Source organism: Chryseobacterium sp. G0201, from assembly GCF_003815655.1.
Classification (GTDB): Bacteria; Bacteroidota; Bacteroidia; order Flavobacteriales; family Weeksellaceae; genus Chryseobacterium.
Genome location: NZ_CP033917.1, coordinates 1,707,613 through 1,724,326, shown reverse-complemented (window position 1 = coordinate 1,724,326; position 16,714 = coordinate 1,707,613). Strand labels below are relative to the sequence as shown.

Here is a 16,714-nt window from a genome sequence, read left to right as displayed (position 1 = left end):
ATGTTTACCGACGAATATTACATGAAAATGGCTTTCCAAGAAGCTGAAATTGCATTGGAAAAAGATGAGGTTCCCATCGGATGTGTCATAGTTTCTAACAACCGAGTGATTGCTAGGGCTCACAACCTTACAGAAACTCTAAATGACGTTACAGCTCATGCCGAAATGCAGGCAATAACTTCAGCAGCGAACTTTCTTGGCGGAAAATATTTAAAAAACTGTACACTTTATGTGACGCTGGAGCCTTGCGTAATGTGTTCGGGAGCCCTTTCCTGGTCGCAGATCTCAAAAGTTGTGATTGGTGCTAGAGATGAGCAAAGAGGATTTATCAATAAACATCTTTCCCTTCATCCAAAAACAGAAATGGTCGTTGGAGTTATGGAAAACGAGTGTTCTTCAATCGTTAAAGAATTTTTTAAATCTAAGCGTTAATCCTTATTTCTAAAAACAGAATACAGTGGAATATCAAAATATTCTCCGTTTTTCTTTAAATGCTGTTTCAACAGAGCTTCTTTTTCCATTCCTATTTTTTCTAATACCTTTCCTGATGCAGGATTGTGTAAAAAATGGGTAGCATAGATCTTATTTAAATGCAATTCATTAAATCCAAAATCTATAATCGCTTTTCCGGCTTCGGTGACGTAGCCTTTATTCCAAAACGAAGCACCGAGCCAATATCCGAGTTCCGCTTTATCGTCTCCTCTATCGTGAAGTCCGATTGCTCCAATAATTTTATCGTCCTGATCTCGGATCGCGAAAGTAAATCCTGAACCGTTTTCGAAGGCTTGCTGAGAGTTTTTTAACCAAAATTGAGCATCCTCTTCTGTATAAGGAGAAGGGATATTTGAGGTAAGATCAGAAAATATTTTTGACTGAAGATATTCAACCACTAAAGGGATATCCTCCTCTTTCAATTGAGAGATAATCAATCGTTCTGTTTCTATTCTTGGAAATTCTTTCATTATAAATCTTTTCCTAAAAAGTATAATCCTTTCAGGGTATGAAGTCGGTCTGTGATATGTATTTTATCTGTCAAAGGCTTGTAAACATGAGAAACACCGCCAGTTGCGATCACAAAACAATCGTCATTCACCTCATCATTAATTCGGTCGATAAAACCTTCTACCATTCCTAAAAACCCGTAAACCATCCCGCTTTGCATGCAGGTTACAGTATCCAATCCTAAAACAGTTTTTGGTTTTTTTAATTCAATTTCAGGAAGCTGGGCGGTTTGGCTGATTAAAGAATTCAAAGCTGTAATAATCCCCGGAGCGATAATTACTCCCAAAGTTTCTCCGGTTTCCGTTACGCAACTTGCCGTAAGAGCTGTCCCGAAGTCTATGATAATTTTCTTTCTGTCTGGATACAAATTGTGAGCAGCGACAAGATTGGCATAAATATCCGTTCCCATCTGTTTAGATTTTGCCTGAACGCCTGAGGGTGTACTTCTATCAACAATCACAGGAGCGATCCCATGGATCTTTTTTATCGCAGAACTTATCACTTTAGTAAGCTGAGGAACAACCGATCCTATAATGACTTTAGTGATGTCTTTTGGCTCCACTTTGTAGGTCTGATACAGCATCAATATCTGAGCATAAAGCTCGTCTGCCGTTCTGTAAGGTTTTGTATTGATCACCCACGAAATATCACAATTGTCGTCATCAAAAAGACCAAATCTGATATTGCTGTTTCCTACGTTGATTACGATTGAATTCATTTATTTAAAAATAATTTCAAATTTATAAAAAATAAAAGGAGTATTTTCCAACACTCCTTTATATATTACATTTTTTACGGTTTCACTTCTAAAAAGTTATCCTCCATATTCACATCAGCAATTCTCTGACTGAAATCTATTCCCAAAACAGATAATTGGGACTTCGTGTAAGGAACCGTCAATGTATATTCTTTCTGTGTAAAAGGCCAATATGCTACGGTTTTAAAATCACCGTAAGCATCTTTTGACTTCCAAGTATGAGTAAGATTCGTTGGAATCTGATATGTAACAATTTTTTTATCCGTTGTCATTACACTGAAGTCGATAGGCATCGGAACCTGTCCGTTATTAACCAAAGTGATCGTTGTAGATTTTGCATCGTATTTTACATCCTTGATTCCGTAATCGATCGTTTTTGTCGTGTTGATCCAATAGTGATGGAACCATTTCAAATCCATTCCTGAAACTTTCTGAGCAATGTGAATAAAATCTCTGTCTGTAGGATGTTTCATACTCCATTGATCGTAATATTGTTTCAAGGTTTCAGCTAAATTCTGTTCACCGATGATGTAACCTAATTCCACCAAATATAATTCTCCTTTCACATAGGTAGAATACGTATAAGAAGTTCCGTTGTCGTGATGATCACCTAACCAAACTGCAGGTTCTTCAATCTTTTTCTGAAGGAATTTTCTGTAAGCTTCCAATGTTTTCGCAAAAGGATTCGGCAATTCTTCCGGAAATAACTGATACATGGTGTATCCTTCCGCATAACTTGTAAATCCCTCATCCATCCATGGTCGCATCGATTCATTAGTTGCCAGCATCTGCTGATACCACGAGTGAGCGCCTTCGTGAGCCATTAATCCCATTAAATCTTTAATATTTTTAGCTTCACCTAAGATCATGGTACACATCCCATACTCCATTCCCCCGTCTCCACCTTGAATGAAAGCGTAAGTAGGATATACATATTTCCCGAAATGAGCATTCATGATCTGGAAATACTTCGTAAGATATGCCGGAGCCTCTTCCCAAGCTTTTGTTTTGTCATTGTTTTGATAAACCAAGAAAACTTTTGGACCTTCCGGAACATCAAAACTTTTTACAATATAGTCTCTGTCGGCACTCCATGCGAAATCGAGCATATTTTTAGCTGTCCATCTCCAGATTGCTTTTTTATCTTTTTCTGTTTTGATCTTTGCATTGGTATCATAACCTTTTACTTCTGTCGGATTTTCAAGGATTCCACCTGCTCCGATCACATAATCTTTATTAATTTTAATCGTAACATCAAAATCAGAAAACGGTGCATGAAACTCTCTTCCCAAATAATCGAAAGTTGCCCATCCGTCATAATCGTACTCTGAAATTTTAGGGTACCATTGCGTCATGGTCATATCAACGCCTTCTTTGTTGTTTCTTCCGCTTCTTCTGATTTGCTGAGGTATCACGGCATCCCATTCCATTGTGAAATTGGTTGTTGAATTTGGCTTGATCGGTTCTGCCAAATACACCTTCATGATTGTTTCCTGAATCTCAAACTTAAGGTTTTGTCCGTTTTGTTTGATCCAGTGAATATTTTGAGCGCCTTCTTCATTTTTCGGAATATAAGCCAATCTTGAAATACCATCTTTTTGCAATCTTGAGTCACCATTTTTACCTTGACTAGCCACCCTCTGATCCATCATTGAATTGGGTTTAAAAGCATTCCAATATAAATGGAAATACACCACGTTCAGTTCGTCCGGAGAGTTGTTGGTATATTCTAAAGTCTGATTTCCCTGATAAGTAAATTTTTCCGCATTAACATCAATATCCATCTTGTACTTCGCAGCCTGCTGATAGTAAGGCGTCTGCTGTGCCTGAAATTGAGAAATGATAAATGCAAATAGGATTGCAACCGATTTTTTCATTTAAAATTTTATTTTTTTAAAGATAAGTAATTAAAATAAGACCTAAAAAATAGAGTTATGTTGAGATTTTATTTTGTTTGAATGGTTTTAGATGGATTTTAATACGGTTTGTTAAATACTTAAACACTAATATCACAAATGAATTCACAATTTTAAACACAAATACTATCCGTGTTATTCTTGAAAAGATTAGTGCTAATTTGTGTTTAAAAGAATTAATTACTCAACAGCTTTTTAATCAAAGTAATCTGTCCCAAATGATAATAAGAATGTTCGATCATTCCATCAATATTTCTAAGATAAGTCCCATATTTTTCATCTACGAAAACTTCATCCATTTTAGAATCAGGCATTTGTTCTAATAATGTTGCAAACTTTTCAGAATCGATCCATAATTGATTTAATAAATCTTCCCATTCTTTCTGAGATTCAATTGGAGGAAGATCGAAGCTGTATTTATCTTTAATTTCGAGATCGCCGCCTTCAAAAACATTAATAAGTCCTGCAATATAATAATGAATGTGGAAAGTAAGCATTGCAATCGTATTCAAAGAACCGACTTTTGTTGTTGCCTGCTCCCAGGTTACATCTTTAAGCTGATCTTTAAAATTAGTATTCGCGATCCAGACACCATCAAGCAAAACCTCTCTGAATCTTTTTGATAATTGTAAAACTGAACTCATTGTTTTAATTTTTTTAAAGATAATTAATTTAAACTTTTATCTCTCTCGCCTAATTCGCTAGAAAAATTATTTTTGATCACAGATTTTCACGGATTCACACAGATCTTATGCGCAATCATCTGTGAAAAATTGTGTAAATCTGTGGTTAATAAAAAAAACCTCAAATGCAGAACACTTGAGGTTGATATTTAATGTAGAATCAAAATTATTTTTTAGTCGGTAACTTTTTACCGCTTTCTAAGATCTTTTCTAAAATTTTCAATGTAATCAGATATGTTGGTTTTACCCCAGTAAGTCCTAAGCCTCCTGAAGACAATGTACTTCCTGTTTCCAAAGGATTATCCGAAGCATAGTAAGCATAACAAACAAAAAGATCCGGTGCAATGTGATGTCTGATTTTAGACGCCACCTGAATTGCTTTCTGGTAGTGCGCTCCTTCCATCTCCAATCCGATCGCTTTCCATGAAGTATGCATGAAATAGGATAAAATATCTCTGTTTTGAAGCGATGTTCCTAAAACGGTGATCATCGTTCCTTCAAAAGCTTTTAATTCATCATCTTTAAAATCATCCAGTTTCAAAGCATTTTCAAAAGGATAGTTATCTGCCGTTCCTTCAAAAATATGGGAAGTTGGGATCATAATGTCTCCTTTTGCACCTTCTAAAATTCCAGCTTTACCCATGATAGAAACAGATTTTACTTTCATCATATAAACCTCTCCTTTTTGTTCGAAAGGTCTTAATAATTCATCCATCACCTCAAAAGCCTGTTCTCCGAAAGCGTAATCAAAAACCATAATTACATCATCTCCGCCATATTTAATATGACCGAACGGTGTGTTTTTAAGTTCTGTTTTGCTTAAATCAATGATCTGAACATCGATGTTACTCCCGCTTTTATCATCAATATAAATTAAACCTTGGTCTAATGCATATTTTGAAACTTTATCACGAAGATCTTTCTTGTCGGAAATATCTCCGTACATTTTATAGTCTACTTCTTTGTGATCTTTTTTCTTCAGAGCATCATTTCCGTACAGCATATTTTTCACGGAGTGCATGTTTGCAGAAATAATATGTAGCGGACGCATGTGAAGATCGTTTTCAAATAAAACATCTTTCACTTTGTTGGCCCATTTTTCACCAAAATAATGGTGACCTACTCTTTCCTTTAATATAGCACTGAAATGAATTTCTCTTTCTCTGCTTTGTTTAGCATCCTCTAAACTTACTTTTCCTAAGTTATAAATGATCTTAAACAAACGGTCAGGATTACTGTCATCTCCGAAAGTGTTGTACGCTCTCAACGTTTCATCAAAAGTTCTTCCTATTAAAGATGATAGGTGAATAAGAGCAACCTCTTTTTCTCTTCTGCTGAATTTTTTTTCGCCTTTTACTACTTCTTCGATAATTTTAAAAGCGCGTGTCGGCTTCCAGTTTTCGTCCTGAATGAACGCCAGATTACGGATCTTGTCCGCTTCTATAAATAAGAATGTTAAGTGAGTAAGAATGTCATAGATCTCAGAACGTCCCAAAAGAACTTCAATATTCATCTGGTGTTCGTCTATTCTGTAACAGTTTCTTCTTCTCTTTTTAGGTACAATTGGTTCGAAACTTCCTTTATCAAAACCCTCATCTGATGTAAGATGAATAAAAGCACATTCCTCAATTCCCTCCGGAAGTCTGTCTAAAACATACATCAAACCATCTAGTTCCAATTTGTTTGGAACATTCATGGTACCATAAATTTCAGGATTGATTGTTTTCAACAAACTTCTAATACTTTCTCCAGAAACACCACCAGGCTTGAAAAATCCTCTATAAAATAAATGTCTCATAGAGATGTATAGTCTTTCAATTGCCTCTGTTGTTTCTCTTGCTCTAGAATTTGTCATAAAATAAATTTCACACAAATATACGAAATCTCCCTTCAACTTATTTTAAGTATCTTTTAACAAACTACTTAACATAATAAGAATTTGATGAGGTTAAAAAATTAAATTATTGTTTAAATTTTAATAAATTTAACAGACACCCCTAAAAAAATCAGGGTAAAAATATTTTGAATGCATTTTTTTTGTAAATTTGCCCCACAAAATACAACCTTAATATGTCAACTTTAAGATTTAAAGCATTAGAAACATTACCATTCAAGGACTTTAGAAAAGATAACTCAGTAGAAATCCCTGCTAAATTATCAGAATTATTTTGTGAAAATGTATTCTCTGAAAACACAATGAGAGAATATTTAACAAAAGAAGCATTCCAATCTATTATGGATGCTATTAAAAAAGGAACTAAAATCCAAAGATTAATTGCAGATCAGGTAGCAGTAGCTATGAAAGATTGGGCAATGAGCAAAGGAGTAACTCACTACACACACTGGTTCCAGCCTTTAACAGGAAGTACTGCAGAAAAGCACGATTCTTTCTTTACGCCGATCGAAGGTGGAAGAGCAATCGAGAGATTCAGTGGAAACTTATTGATCCAGCAAGAGCCTGATGCATCTTCTTTCCCGAACGGAGGGATCAGAAATACTTTCGAAGCTAGAGGATATACTGCTTGGGATCCTACATCTCCTGCTTTCATTATGGGAACCACTCTTTGTATCCCTTCAATCTTCATCTCTTATACAGGAGAAACTTTAGATTATAAAGCACCTCTTTTAAGAGCTTTGAATGCTGTAGATGAAGCTGCAACAAACGTAATGCAGTATTTCGACAAAAACGTAACAAAAGTAACTCCTACTTTAGGTTGGGAGCAAGAATATTTCTTGGTTGACTCTGCATTATACCAATCTCGTCCGGACCTTGTATTAACAGGAAAAACTTTGCTAGGACACTCTCCAGCAAAAGGACAGCAATTGGACGACCATTATTTCGGTTCAATTCCTACAAGAGTAATGAACTTCATGAAAGAATTGGAGATCGAATGTATGAAATTGGGTATTCCTGTAACAACAAGACACAACGAGGTTGCGCCAAACCAATTTGAGCTGGCTCCAATGTTTGAAGAAGTAAACGTTGCAGTAGACCACAACTCTTTATTGATGGATGTTATGGCAAGAATTGCTCACAGACACCATTTCCATATTTTATTCCACGAAAAACCATTCGCAGGGGTAAACGGAAGCGGAAAGCACAACAACTGGTCTTTAGCTACTGATACAGGTGAAAACCTATTAAGCCCAGGAAAAAATCCTAAGAAAAACTTACAGTTCTTAACATTCTTCGTTAATGCTATTAAAGCAGTTCATGAATATGCTGATCTTTTAAGAGCAAGTATCGCTTCTGCAAGCAACGACCACAGATTAGGCGCAAACGAAGCTCCACCGGCAATTATATCTGTATTTATCGGAAGCCAGTTGTTCAGAGTATTGGAAGAATTGGAAAAAGTAACAGAAGGTAAACTTTCTCCGGACGAAAAAACAGACCTAAAACTAAATGTAGTTGGAAAAATTCCTGAAATCTTGTTAGATAACACTGACAGAAACAGAACGTCTCCATTTGCATTTACAGGAAATAAATTTGAGATCAGAGCGGTAGGTTCTTCTGCAAACTGTGCAGAATCTATGACCGTAATGAACACGATTGCTGCAAAACAATTAGGTGATTTCAAAAAAGAAGTTGATGCTTTAATAGAAACTGGCCTTAAGAAAGATGAAGCTATTTTCAACGTATTAAGAGAATACATCAAGCAGTGTAAAAACATCATGTTTGAAGGTGATGGATATTCTGATGACTGGGCAAAAGAAGCTGAGAAAAGAGGTCTTAACAACTTAAAAACCACTCCGGAAGCTCTTAAGCAGGAAATGGATCAGAAGTTTGTAGATCTTTATGAGGAAATGGGAATTTTCACTCACAGAGAAGTTGAGGCAAGAAACGAGATCAAATTAGAAAAATATTCTACCGTTATTGATATTGAAGCAAGAGTTTTAAGTGATATAGCAAGAAACCACATCATTCCTTCTGCTTTAAATTATCAAAACAGATTAATTGAGAACGTAAAAGGTCTTAAAGAAATTTTTGAAGACAAAGAATTCAAAAAATTAGCAAAAGAGCAAATGAGTTTAATTACTCAAATTTCTGAAAACATTTCTAAGATCAAATTAGGTGTTGAGGATCTTATGAAAGCAAGAGAAGCTGCAAAAGCAACGTCTGACAGCCAAAAACAAGCAGAAACTTACTGCAAAAACGTAATCCCATTATTTGATCCGATCAGAGAAGCTTCTGATGATCTTGAAATGATGGTTGATGACGAGCTTTGGCCAATGACGAAATATAGAGAAATGTTATTTACAAGATAACATCTGTAAAGTTCCATATTAGTTAAACTCCTCGGTTTTTTCCGGGGAGTTTTTTTGTTTTGTTAACAGTCTGAAAATTGGAGTTTTAAAAACTCAACTATGATTAATAGAGGAAATATCAATTATTATGTTAAAGAATCTTAATAAAAAAAACCGCACACTCACCAAAAATGGGACGTAGCGGTTTGTTTTTCTTTAACATACTTCAACAATATGTTAAAATGTGTTAAATGAAGAACCTGATAATAATCATATCGGGCTCCTTTTGCATGGAATCTCTACTTTTGTAAGGCTTTTGAAATAAATATCCCTTTAACACGGTAATAAATATGTATATGAAGAAAAGAGTTTTGTCTTATTTAGTAGCTTTAGTTTCTACAGTCTCACTACAATCTTGCGTTACAAATTATGTAGTTTCAAAACCAGCAACTTACTCTAAAGAATACAAAACAGATGCCAAACTAGCTTCAATCGATACCAACAAAATGGAGCAGGATAAGCAAAGACTTATCAATTCATTTCTGGCAGAAAAAGCGGCATCTATAGCAAATGCAAAAAATTCTATTAAAAATGCAGGCATTGCTAAGGTAGTTAAATACAATAAAACAATAGACAATATCCTAACGGAAGCTGAAACATACCTAGGAACTCCTTACAGATACGGAGGAATGACAAGAAACGGTATAGATTGTTCAGCTTTTGTGCTTTCTGTATTCGGAGCAGCAGCAGGGCTTAGCTTACCAAGAGTAGCAGCTTCTCAGGCTCAGGAAGGAGAAAAAATCGAGAAAGAAAACTTACAGAAAGGAGATTTGATTTTCTTTTCTCACGGCAGAAGAATTTCTCACGTAGGTATTGTAGAAAGTGTTTCTGAAGAAGGTGAAATCAAATTCATCCATGCAGCCACTTCAAGAGGTGTTATGATATCTTCTCTTAATGATTCTTATTGGGGACCTAAATTCAGATTCGCAAAAAGAGTGATCAACGAAAACGGAGAAGCTTACAACAACCTAGCTGCAACAACAGCGACAACCGCAACAAGTTTTTAATTTTAAATAATTGATTTAAATAATGAAGCCATCAAAATTTTGATGGCTTTTTTATTGTTGATGAGGTTTTTGTTAATTTGAAATCTATGCTTTCAGAGAAGGGAAATTTTAATATCTCTGGTTCTAAGTTCTAATTTCTAGTATCTAACCTCTAAAACTAACTGTTTTTCTCTATTTCTATGTCAAGCTTATATAACAGACCATGCACCTCAGAAAGTGAGAATTTAGCCTTTTTAAGCTTGTTAATATTCGGATCTATGGAATAGTTGATGGAAGTCCTGAAATCTGTTTTTTCAAGGTTTGTATTCACGAATATAGCGCCTGCAAGATCACAGTTTGTAAATACTGAATTTGAAAGATCACATTCTTCAAAATCAACCTCAATAAGCTTTGAATTTTTGAAAGAGGTCTTTTTAATTGTTGTTTTATAAAATGTGGAATTATTCAGAGAGCATTCATCAAACTTAAATGATAATCCAAATTCATTACAATCACTAAACTGAAGCCCGAACATTTTACATCCTTTGAAAATCACATCGCGGAAAGCAGTATTGGAAAGCTTTGCCACGCTTAAATTACAACCGATAAACTCACAGTCGGTAAATTTAAATTCGGAGAGATTTGCATATTCAAAATTACAATTAAGGAAAGTACAGTTTTCATATTCACCTTTTTCCAATGAAGACTTTCCAAAATCTATGTTTTTGAAATTTTGGTCAAGAATGTATGCTTCTTTCATAAAGAAAGTAAAATTTAAATGTTTTTAACCATCAAAGATCAATGGTTAATGTTATTTTAGTTTCGAATTTTTAATACTGTAGTTTCTCCACCTTTAAGAACAGCCTTTACCATATAAATTCCTGCACTTTCAATCTCAAAATAGTATTTTTTTGACTGAGGTTTAGTATTAGAAATAATTCTTCCTGAGCTGTCCAATATTTCTATTTTGTCAATATCTTTAGATTTTGAAATTACAGTAAAGCCTTTGTTATCTTTGTATATAGAAACATCTGTATTTTTAGCCACCTCTTGAGTACTTAAGACCGTAGTTCCATATTTAGCCATAACAATTATTCCTGCGGAGTTTTTATACGGAAAATAAAGGTCATTACCATATACTACAAATTTAGAATCCTGAACACCAGCTCCACTATCCGGATTTGGAAGTACTGTAATATTTGTACCATTATATTTTGCCAGATAAGCAGGTGAAGAAGCAGATGTTTTATAAATGAAATAAAGCTCTGCATTAAATTCTACTAGACTACTTCCGATTCCTATATCACTGGTCGAAGGATTAGGAATTAAAGATAAAGAAGTATTTGTCTGTGTATATTTGCCAAGAAAATATTGATTACTATTATTTTTGTATTGGAAAAAAATATCATTCCCAAATAATTTTAATCTTCCTGCAATTCCTATATCGTTTGTATTAATCTTATTTATTTCATTAAGAGTAGTTCCGTCAAAAATTCCTAATTTTCCGTCATTAACACTAGTATAGGCTTTAGAGTTGATAATTAAAGGTTTATAAAAACCTGTTGGTCTCTGAAGAGAGATCGCTTTTGAGACTACATTAGTTGTAGCATTATAGTTTCCAATTGTGTATTCTGTAGGGATGCTTAGAAAAAGTATATTAAAATATAGAGCATTATTAAGACTAAAAATACCTCCTCGATATTCTCTATCATTACCTGTAAGTTTAGTAATACTTGTTCCATCAAATTTCCCAAATCCATCAAAACTAGTATTTTCTCCTTGATAACCGAAGTAAAGGATATTATCATAAACTAAAGCCCAATCACCTAACATCAACCTGTTGTACATCGAGTTATAATTATTTTGATTATTGATTTTAACAATGTTTTGCCCGTCAAATGTATATAAATTGGATGCTCCATAATAATAACCTTTAAAAACGAGTTTATTATTAAATAAAACAGGTTCATATTCTTTTCCGTTATCATCAATAGATATTCCTCCTGCAGAATAACTTGCAGCTGAGTTCCAAAAGGCTGTTTGTGTTGTTCCATCGTAGGTAACAATAAAATCCTTAGTTCTATATTCTAACGGTGCTGTATTATAAAGATATTTATAATCATAATTATAGCATAATTTATTATCATAAATGACCATGCTCCCTGTAATTTTTCCATTAATAGACTGATTATCATAAGAAGGATCCGGAAGAATTGTTACAGATGCACCATCAAATTTTGATAGTTTATTATTTTTAGAAAAAAATAAAGAGTTGTTATAAACTATTCCATTTGAATCGTAATTATCAGTATTAGGAAGAATAGCAACAGATTGTGCAGATAATCCCAAATATTGAATTATCGCAAAAAATAAATATCTTTTTTTCATGGTAAAATAATTTTACCACAAATATAATTTATTCCAAATACTTAGAACTAAACTAAGCTGTTTTTATCAGCATAATTTAATTTAAAGAAAATAAAAGTCATGATAGAAAAGGCTAAAAGCGAACTTCCCCCATAACTAAAGTACGGCAACGGAATCCCAACAGTCGGAAAAAGCCCCATAACCATCCCTAAATTGATCGTAAAGTGCATCAAAAGGATCGAGGCAAAACAATACCCGAAAACACGGTTAAATACTGATTTCTGCTGTTCTGCGAGATAATAAATCCTGCCAATATAAACCATGTAGCAAAGTACAAGAACCGCACTTCCTACAAAGCCCCATTCTTCACCTACGGTACAGAAAATATAATCAGTTTCCTGTTCGGGAACGAACTTTCCTTGGGTAACAGAACCTTCGCGATACCCTTTACCTAAGATTCCTCCCGAGCCGATCGCTGTTTTAGAATATAATAAGTTATAACCTGAAGTATCTCTAAATGCTTTTTCACCTTTAAAAAGAACTTCAATTCTTTCTCTTTGGTGTTTTGGCAGTTTTTCTAAAATATACGGTGAGCCAAAAGCCAACCCACATAATAAAACGACAGATCCCACAATACTCGCAATGGAAATTACGTTCCAAGACATTTTATAATAGTTCATGGCAATCCAACCTGCTACAATCACTAGGATAACTATGACAACATAAATAGGGTTTATCGCTAAGGATACTAAGAAAACTCCTGCAAAAAGAAATCCGATTCCGAAAAGTAAACCGCTTAATCCTTCTCTGTATAAAGCAATGAAAAATGCTGTAAAAACCAACAAGGATCCCACATCGGGAATCGCCAAAACAACAACTGCTGGAATAGCGATAATACCTAATATCGTTAAAAGAGACCTTCTATTACTTAAATTAAAATCAGGTCCGGAAACATAATTGGCTACCATAAGCGCCGTCCCAATCTTTGCAAACTCTACAGGCTGCATGGTAAAACTTCCGAATTTATACCAGTTTTTCTGCCCTAAAATCTCTTTACCAAACGGGAAAAGACCAATAAGTAATAAAACACCGCCGATATAAAAAATACCCGCCATGTTTTCGAAAAACTTACTTCTTCCGACAAAGATGATAAGCCCTACAAAAACCGAAATACCGAAGAAAACCAATTGTTTTTCGCCTAATTTCTGGTCAACACTGTAAATATTCGCGATGGCAAAAATACAAAGCATGAAGTATAAACCAAGACCTAATTTATCTATTCCCTCTGTCCATTTCATTACTTCGTGGTTTTGATGTTTTTGGTTTCCTCGTCTATCTTTTTCTGCAGTTTTGCTTTCTGTTCCTTAATAAAATTAAGGCTATCCTGAATTTTTTTCAATTTTACAGAATCCGGTTTCGGATCTACATATAATCCTTTACGTTTTAAATCTGCAATCCACTGTCTTTTATATTCAGGCATGAAGCTTGAAGTGGTCATCTTTTTGTAAAGATTTTCTCTCTTTACATCTCCGGTAATATATTTTTCTGCAATTACGGTACAAGCCGGACCAGCCCATGTTGCCCCAAAACCAGCGTGCTCCATTACGGCAACAACAACAATTTTAGGTTTATCAGCCGGAGCGATCAACACGAAAATCGAGTTATCTTTTCCCTGAGGAACCTGTGCGGTACCTGTTTTTGCTAATTGCGTAAAGTCGTTTGATTTTAACCCTCTTGCTGTTCCTCTTAGAACTACAGCCTCCATACCTTTTAGAACAGGCTCAAAATGTTTTGGGTCAACAAGTGTTTTATGTTTAGTTTTAAATCTTTTATCTGGATTTGGCTTTCCATCAATTGCTTTTACGATATGAGGAGTATAATACCAGCCTTTATTGGCAATAGCACCAACATAATTGGCCAATTGTAAAGGTGTTACCAGAACATCTCCCTGCCCCATTCCGTTGAAAACAGCTCCGGTAGCCAAAGCATCCCAGTTTTTAGGATCTTTTTTGGCACCACTCGCTTTATAAATGGACTGCATTCTTTTTTCATAAAATTCACCGGAAGGAATTCTGCCTTTAGCTCCAACCGCCAAGTCATTGTTTAAGAATTCTCCTACACCAAAGCTATTCAGAATCTTTTTCCATTCATCAACACCTTTTGAAGGATTTCCCGGATATTTATTCATAATAGCTAAATAAGCGTATGAAAAATAACAGTTACTTGAAATCTGTATTGAAGGAATCAGCGGGTCTGCGCCACCGTGACCTTTAATTCTCAACCCTCTGTAATTAAAGCCTCCTCCACACGGGAAAATAGTGTTTTCATCCATTACTCCCATCTGCATTCCGGCAAGAGCGGTCAGCAATTTGAAAGTTGAACCTGGTGGATATGCCGCCTGAAGTGATCTGTCAAAAGTTGGTTTATTTTCGTAGATTGTATCTTTTGATAATGCGTATAAATTTTTAGACTTATTGGGTCCCGTAAATACATTCGGATCGATATCCGGTCCGGTTGCTAAGGTTAAAATTTCGCCGTTATTTGGATCAATGGCAACAATTGCTCCGTGTTTATTCACAAGCATTTCTTCGGCCATTCTTTGAAGGTCATAATCAATGGTAAGCGTAATATCTTTACCTGTTACTACATCTTTATCTAAAGTTCCATCTTTGTAAGAACCAATATTTCTGAGTCTGATATCCTTCTGAATATATTTAATTCCCTTTATTCCACGAAGTTCTTTTTCATAAGATTTTTCAACTCCGGATTTTCCTACAAAATCTCCAGGTAAATAATACGTAGAATCTTTTTTAATATCTCTTTCGTTTACCTCACTTGTGTACCCCAAAAGGTTTCCGGAAGTAGAAACTTCGTACTGACGCTGAGGTCTTGACACAATACTGAATGCGGGATATTTAAATATAATCTCCTGTACTCTGGCAATATCTTCTCTGCTGAGATCCTTCAAAAAAGTCATTGGAGTCAGCTTGGAGTAATATTTTTCTTTTTTAATGATATTAATTCTCTTAATGAAATCAGGTTTACTAATCTTCATTAAGTTACAGAAAGCCAAAGTATCAAAATCAGGTTTCATTAAGGCTTGAGTAAACGAAATCTCATAAGCAGGCTGGTTGCCCACCATGATCTTACCGTTTCTGTCAAAAATTACGCCTCGTTGAGGAATAACGTACTCCGTTTTAATGGAAGTATTGGCCGCGTTAAGTGCGTAGCGGTCAGTAAACAACTGCAAATAGGCAAGTCGCGCTACAAATATTAGAGCGATGATTGCTAGGGCGGAAAAGATTTTTAAATAACGTGTGTTCAAACTTTTTGTTTGATTTTAAATATTAATGCGTAAATAACGATAAATATAAATGAAATTATGCTTGTTACCAACACATTAAGTAATATTTCAAAAATTCTGCTAAACTTAAAGAATTCAATATATTGTACGAAAAGTTGGTGCAAGAATATACTTGAAAACAGAAACACTAAAAACTGTGCCCATTGAAGGGACTGAAAAGAGAAAAAGTCTGTAGATGTATCTGTAGATGTCCTGAAAATCAAAGTTCTGTAATAGGCGATCAAGGTTGTTGCAAATGCATTGATCCCCCATGTGGACAAGAATGCATCAACAGAAAGCCCAATTAAAAAACTTAAAGCTAAAAACTGATATTTATTTCTGAAAAAAGGATAAAACATAACGAACACAGGGTATAATACCGGAGTATATTTTCCGAAAATAATTATCCTGTTCAGTACAAAGATCTGTAATGCAACAAGAAATATCATGATTAATATGTCCGTAAATAAAGTCCTGCTAATCATTTTCCTTTTTTATTACAGCTTGCATTGTATCCTGAATCTTTTGTACTTCAGCTTTCTTTAGGTTTTTTACAACATAGATCTTATTCAGAGCGCCCATTTTTTCACTAAGCTCAACCGAAATATCCCAAAAACCTGTTTTATTATCAACGGAGTAACCCGCAATTGTACCGATCATCACTCCTTTAGGGAAAATCGCCGACTTACCGTCTGTAACAACGCTGTCTCCGATTTTCAAAGCAACATATTTCGGAATGTCTGCCAAGTGCATTACTCTGGAGTTATCTCCATTCCAAGTTAATGTTCCAAAATATCCTGAGTTTTTAAGAGCGGCATTAATTCTGATCGTATTTACACTTAATACCGACTGAACCAATGCGTAACTATCTGTAGAGTTAATAACGATCCCCGCAACACCTCTCGGAGCCATAACTCCCATTTGAGGATATACGCCGTCTCTTCTACCACGGTTAATGGTAAAATAATTGTTTCTTCTATTAATACTGTTGAAAACGATCTCTCCGTCTACAAATGTATAGATCTGTCCCCCTCCTAAAGTATCATGTACTTTTCTGAATACAGGGTTTTTGGCGCCCTCTTTTCCATAGAGTTCCACCATCAAAGCCTTATTTTGAGCTACAAGATCTTCATTGACCTGTTTTAACTTAAGATAAGTAACTCCCTCATCAATATATCCGGAAACCCTAGAGTTTAGCGCTGCCGATTGGCCTGCAACCCAGGATCTCTGCATGGCATTCTTAGAGAATATCAGAACCAGAGCAATGATTTGCAAGAAAATAAAGAAGACAAAAAGAGAGTTCTTCGAAAATAATCTCAGCAAAAATCCCATTCAGATAAAGTGTCGTAAAAGTT

General features: G+C 34.9%; 14 protein-coding genes. 3 read left to right on the top strand and 11 right to left on the bottom strand.

Features of this window, described 5'->3' with window-relative positions; all coding sequences use genetic code 11:
- The gene (locus EG348_RS07725; RefSeq protein WP_066753674.1) at positions 1 to 432 is read left to right on the top strand and encodes a nucleoside deaminase; all 432 of its coding nucleotides are present in this window, start codon (positions 1 to 3) and stop codon (positions 430 to 432) included.
- Here EG348_RS07725 and EG348_RS07720 read toward each other — a convergent pair.
- The 5 genes from EG348_RS07720 to EG348_RS07700 form a co-directional block, all read right to left on the bottom strand.
- Positions 429 to 962 (bottom strand): GNAT family N-acetyltransferase, encoded by a 534-nt coding sequence (locus EG348_RS07720; protein ID WP_123982192.1) that lies wholly within the window; start codon positions 960 to 962, stop codon positions 429 to 431. The genes EG348_RS07725 and EG348_RS07720 overlap by 4 nt on opposite strands.
- A complete protein-coding gene (locus EG348_RS07715; RefSeq protein WP_123982191.1) occupies positions 962 to 1,720 on the bottom strand; it encodes a type III pantothenate kinase in 759 nt (252 codons plus the stop codon). Before EG348_RS07715 ends, EG348_RS07720 begins: the two co-directional genes overlap by 1 nt.
- Positions 1,721 to 1,794: 74 nt before the next feature.
- Positions 1,795 to 3,636: a M1 family metallopeptidase gene (locus EG348_RS07710; protein ID WP_123982190.1), complete on the bottom strand. Its 1,842-nt coding sequence runs from the start codon at positions 3,634 to 3,636 to the stop codon at positions 1,795 to 1,797.
- A gap of 215 nt (positions 3,637 to 3,851) precedes the next feature.
- On the bottom strand, positions 3,852 to 4,319 hold the full coding sequence (locus EG348_RS07705) for a DUF1572 domain-containing protein (protein WP_123982189.1): 468 nt from the start codon (positions 4,317 to 4,319) through the stop codon (positions 3,852 to 3,854).
- Positions 4,320 to 4,524: 205 nt separating this feature from the next.
- Complete coding sequence (locus EG348_RS07700; RefSeq protein WP_123982188.1) at positions 4,525 to 6,213, bottom strand: DUF6909 family protein; 1,689 nt, start codon at positions 6,211 to 6,213, stop codon at positions 4,525 to 4,527.
- A 215-nt stretch (positions 6,214 to 6,428) separates the two neighbouring features.
- On the opposite strand from EG348_RS07700, the gene EG348_RS07695 reads away from it, so the two are divergent.
- Positions 6,429 to 8,624, top strand: a complete 2,196-nt coding sequence (locus EG348_RS07695) for a glutamine synthetase III (RefSeq protein ID WP_123982186.1) — start codon at positions 6,429 to 6,431, stop codon at positions 8,622 to 8,624.
- A 335-nt stretch (positions 8,625 to 8,959) separates the two neighbouring features.
- Positions 8,960 to 9,670, top strand: a complete 711-nt coding sequence (locus EG348_RS07690) for a C40 family peptidase (RefSeq protein ID WP_123982184.1) — start codon at positions 8,960 to 8,962, stop codon at positions 9,668 to 9,670.
- 157 nt (positions 9,671 to 9,827) lie between these two features.
- On the opposite strand, the gene EG348_RS07685 is transcribed toward EG348_RS07690, so the two are convergent.
- Genes EG348_RS07685 through mreC form a run of 6 tightly spaced genes read right to left on the bottom strand, consistent with a single transcriptional unit; the run spans position 9,828 to position 16,691 of the window.
- The gene (locus tag EG348_RS07685) at positions 9,828 to 10,409 is read right to left on the bottom strand and encodes a pentapeptide repeat-containing protein (protein ID WP_123982181.1); all 582 of its coding nucleotides are present in this window, start codon (positions 10,407 to 10,409) and stop codon (positions 9,828 to 9,830) included.
- Between the two features lie 56 nt (positions 10,410 to 10,465).
- Entirely contained in the window at positions 10,466 to 12,037 is a 1,572-nt protein-coding gene (locus EG348_RS07680; protein WP_123982179.1) for a hypothetical protein, read from the bottom strand.
- Between the two features lie 47 nt (positions 12,038 to 12,084).
- Positions 12,085 to 13,314 carry a rod shape-determining protein RodA gene (gene rodA, locus EG348_RS07675; protein ID WP_123982177.1) on the bottom strand — a complete coding sequence of 410 codons (1,230 nt, stop codon included), beginning with the start codon at positions 13,312 to 13,314 and terminating at the stop codon, positions 12,085 to 12,087.
- Entirely contained in the window at positions 13,314 to 15,341 is a 2,028-nt protein-coding gene (locus EG348_RS07670; protein ID WP_123982175.1) for a peptidoglycan D,D-transpeptidase FtsI family protein, read from the bottom strand. Before EG348_RS07670 ends, rodA begins: the two co-directional genes overlap by 1 nt.
- Complete coding sequence (locus tag EG348_RS07665; RefSeq protein WP_123982173.1) at positions 15,338 to 15,844, bottom strand: rod shape-determining protein MreD; 507 nt, start codon at positions 15,842 to 15,844, stop codon at positions 15,338 to 15,340. Before EG348_RS07665 ends, EG348_RS07670 begins: the two co-directional genes overlap by 4 nt.
- Positions 15,837 to 16,691, bottom strand: a complete 855-nt coding sequence (gene mreC / locus EG348_RS07660) for a rod shape-determining protein MreC (RefSeq protein ID WP_123982171.1) — start codon at positions 16,689 to 16,691, stop codon at positions 15,837 to 15,839. Before mreC ends, EG348_RS07665 begins: the two co-directional genes overlap by 8 nt.
- Between the last annotated feature and the right edge of the window lie 23 nt (positions 16,692 to 16,714).

Coding starts and splice junctions, on each gene's coding strand:
- EG348_RS07725 (WP_066753674.1), top strand. CDS start 1: ATGTTTACCGACGAATATTACATGAAAATGGCTTTCCAAGAAGCTGAA.
- EG348_RS07720 (WP_123982192.1), bottom strand. CDS start 962: ATGAAAGAATTTCCAAGAATAGAAACAGAACGATTGATTATCTCTCAA.
- EG348_RS07715 (WP_123982191.1), bottom strand. CDS start 1,720: ATGAATTCAATCGTAATCAACGTAGGAAACAGCAATATCAGATTTGGT.
- EG348_RS07710 (WP_123982190.1), bottom strand. CDS start 3,636: ATGAAAAAATCGGTTGCAATCCTATTTGCATTTATCATTTCTCAATTT.
- EG348_RS07705 (WP_123982189.1), bottom strand. CDS start 4,319: ATGAGTTCAGTTTTACAATTATCAAAAAGATTCAGAGAGGTTTTGCTT.
- EG348_RS07700 (WP_123982188.1), bottom strand. CDS start 6,213: ATGACAAATTCTAGAGCAAGAGAAACAACAGAGGCAATTGAAAGACTA.
- EG348_RS07695 (WP_123982186.1), top strand. CDS start 6,429: ATGTCAACTTTAAGATTTAAAGCATTAGAAACATTACCATTCAAGGAC.
- EG348_RS07690 (WP_123982184.1), top strand. CDS start 8,960: ATGAAGAAAAGAGTTTTGTCTTATTTAGTAGCTTTAGTTTCTACAGTC.
- EG348_RS07685 (WP_123982181.1), bottom strand. CDS start 10,409: ATGAAAGAAGCATACATTCTTGACCAAAATTTCAAAAACATAGATTTT.
- EG348_RS07680 (WP_123982179.1), bottom strand. CDS start 12,037: ATGAAAAAAAGATATTTATTTTTTGCGATAATTCAATATTTGGGATTA.
- rodA (WP_123982177.1), bottom strand. CDS start 13,314: ATGAAATGGACAGAGGGAATAGATAAATTAGGTCTTGGTTTATACTTC.
- EG348_RS07665 (WP_123982173.1), bottom strand. CDS start 15,844: ATGATTAGCAGGACTTTATTTACGGACATATTAATCATGATATTTCTT.
- mreC (WP_123982171.1), bottom strand. CDS start 16,691: ATGGGATTTTTGCTGAGATTATTTTCGAAGAACTCTCTTTTTGTCTTC.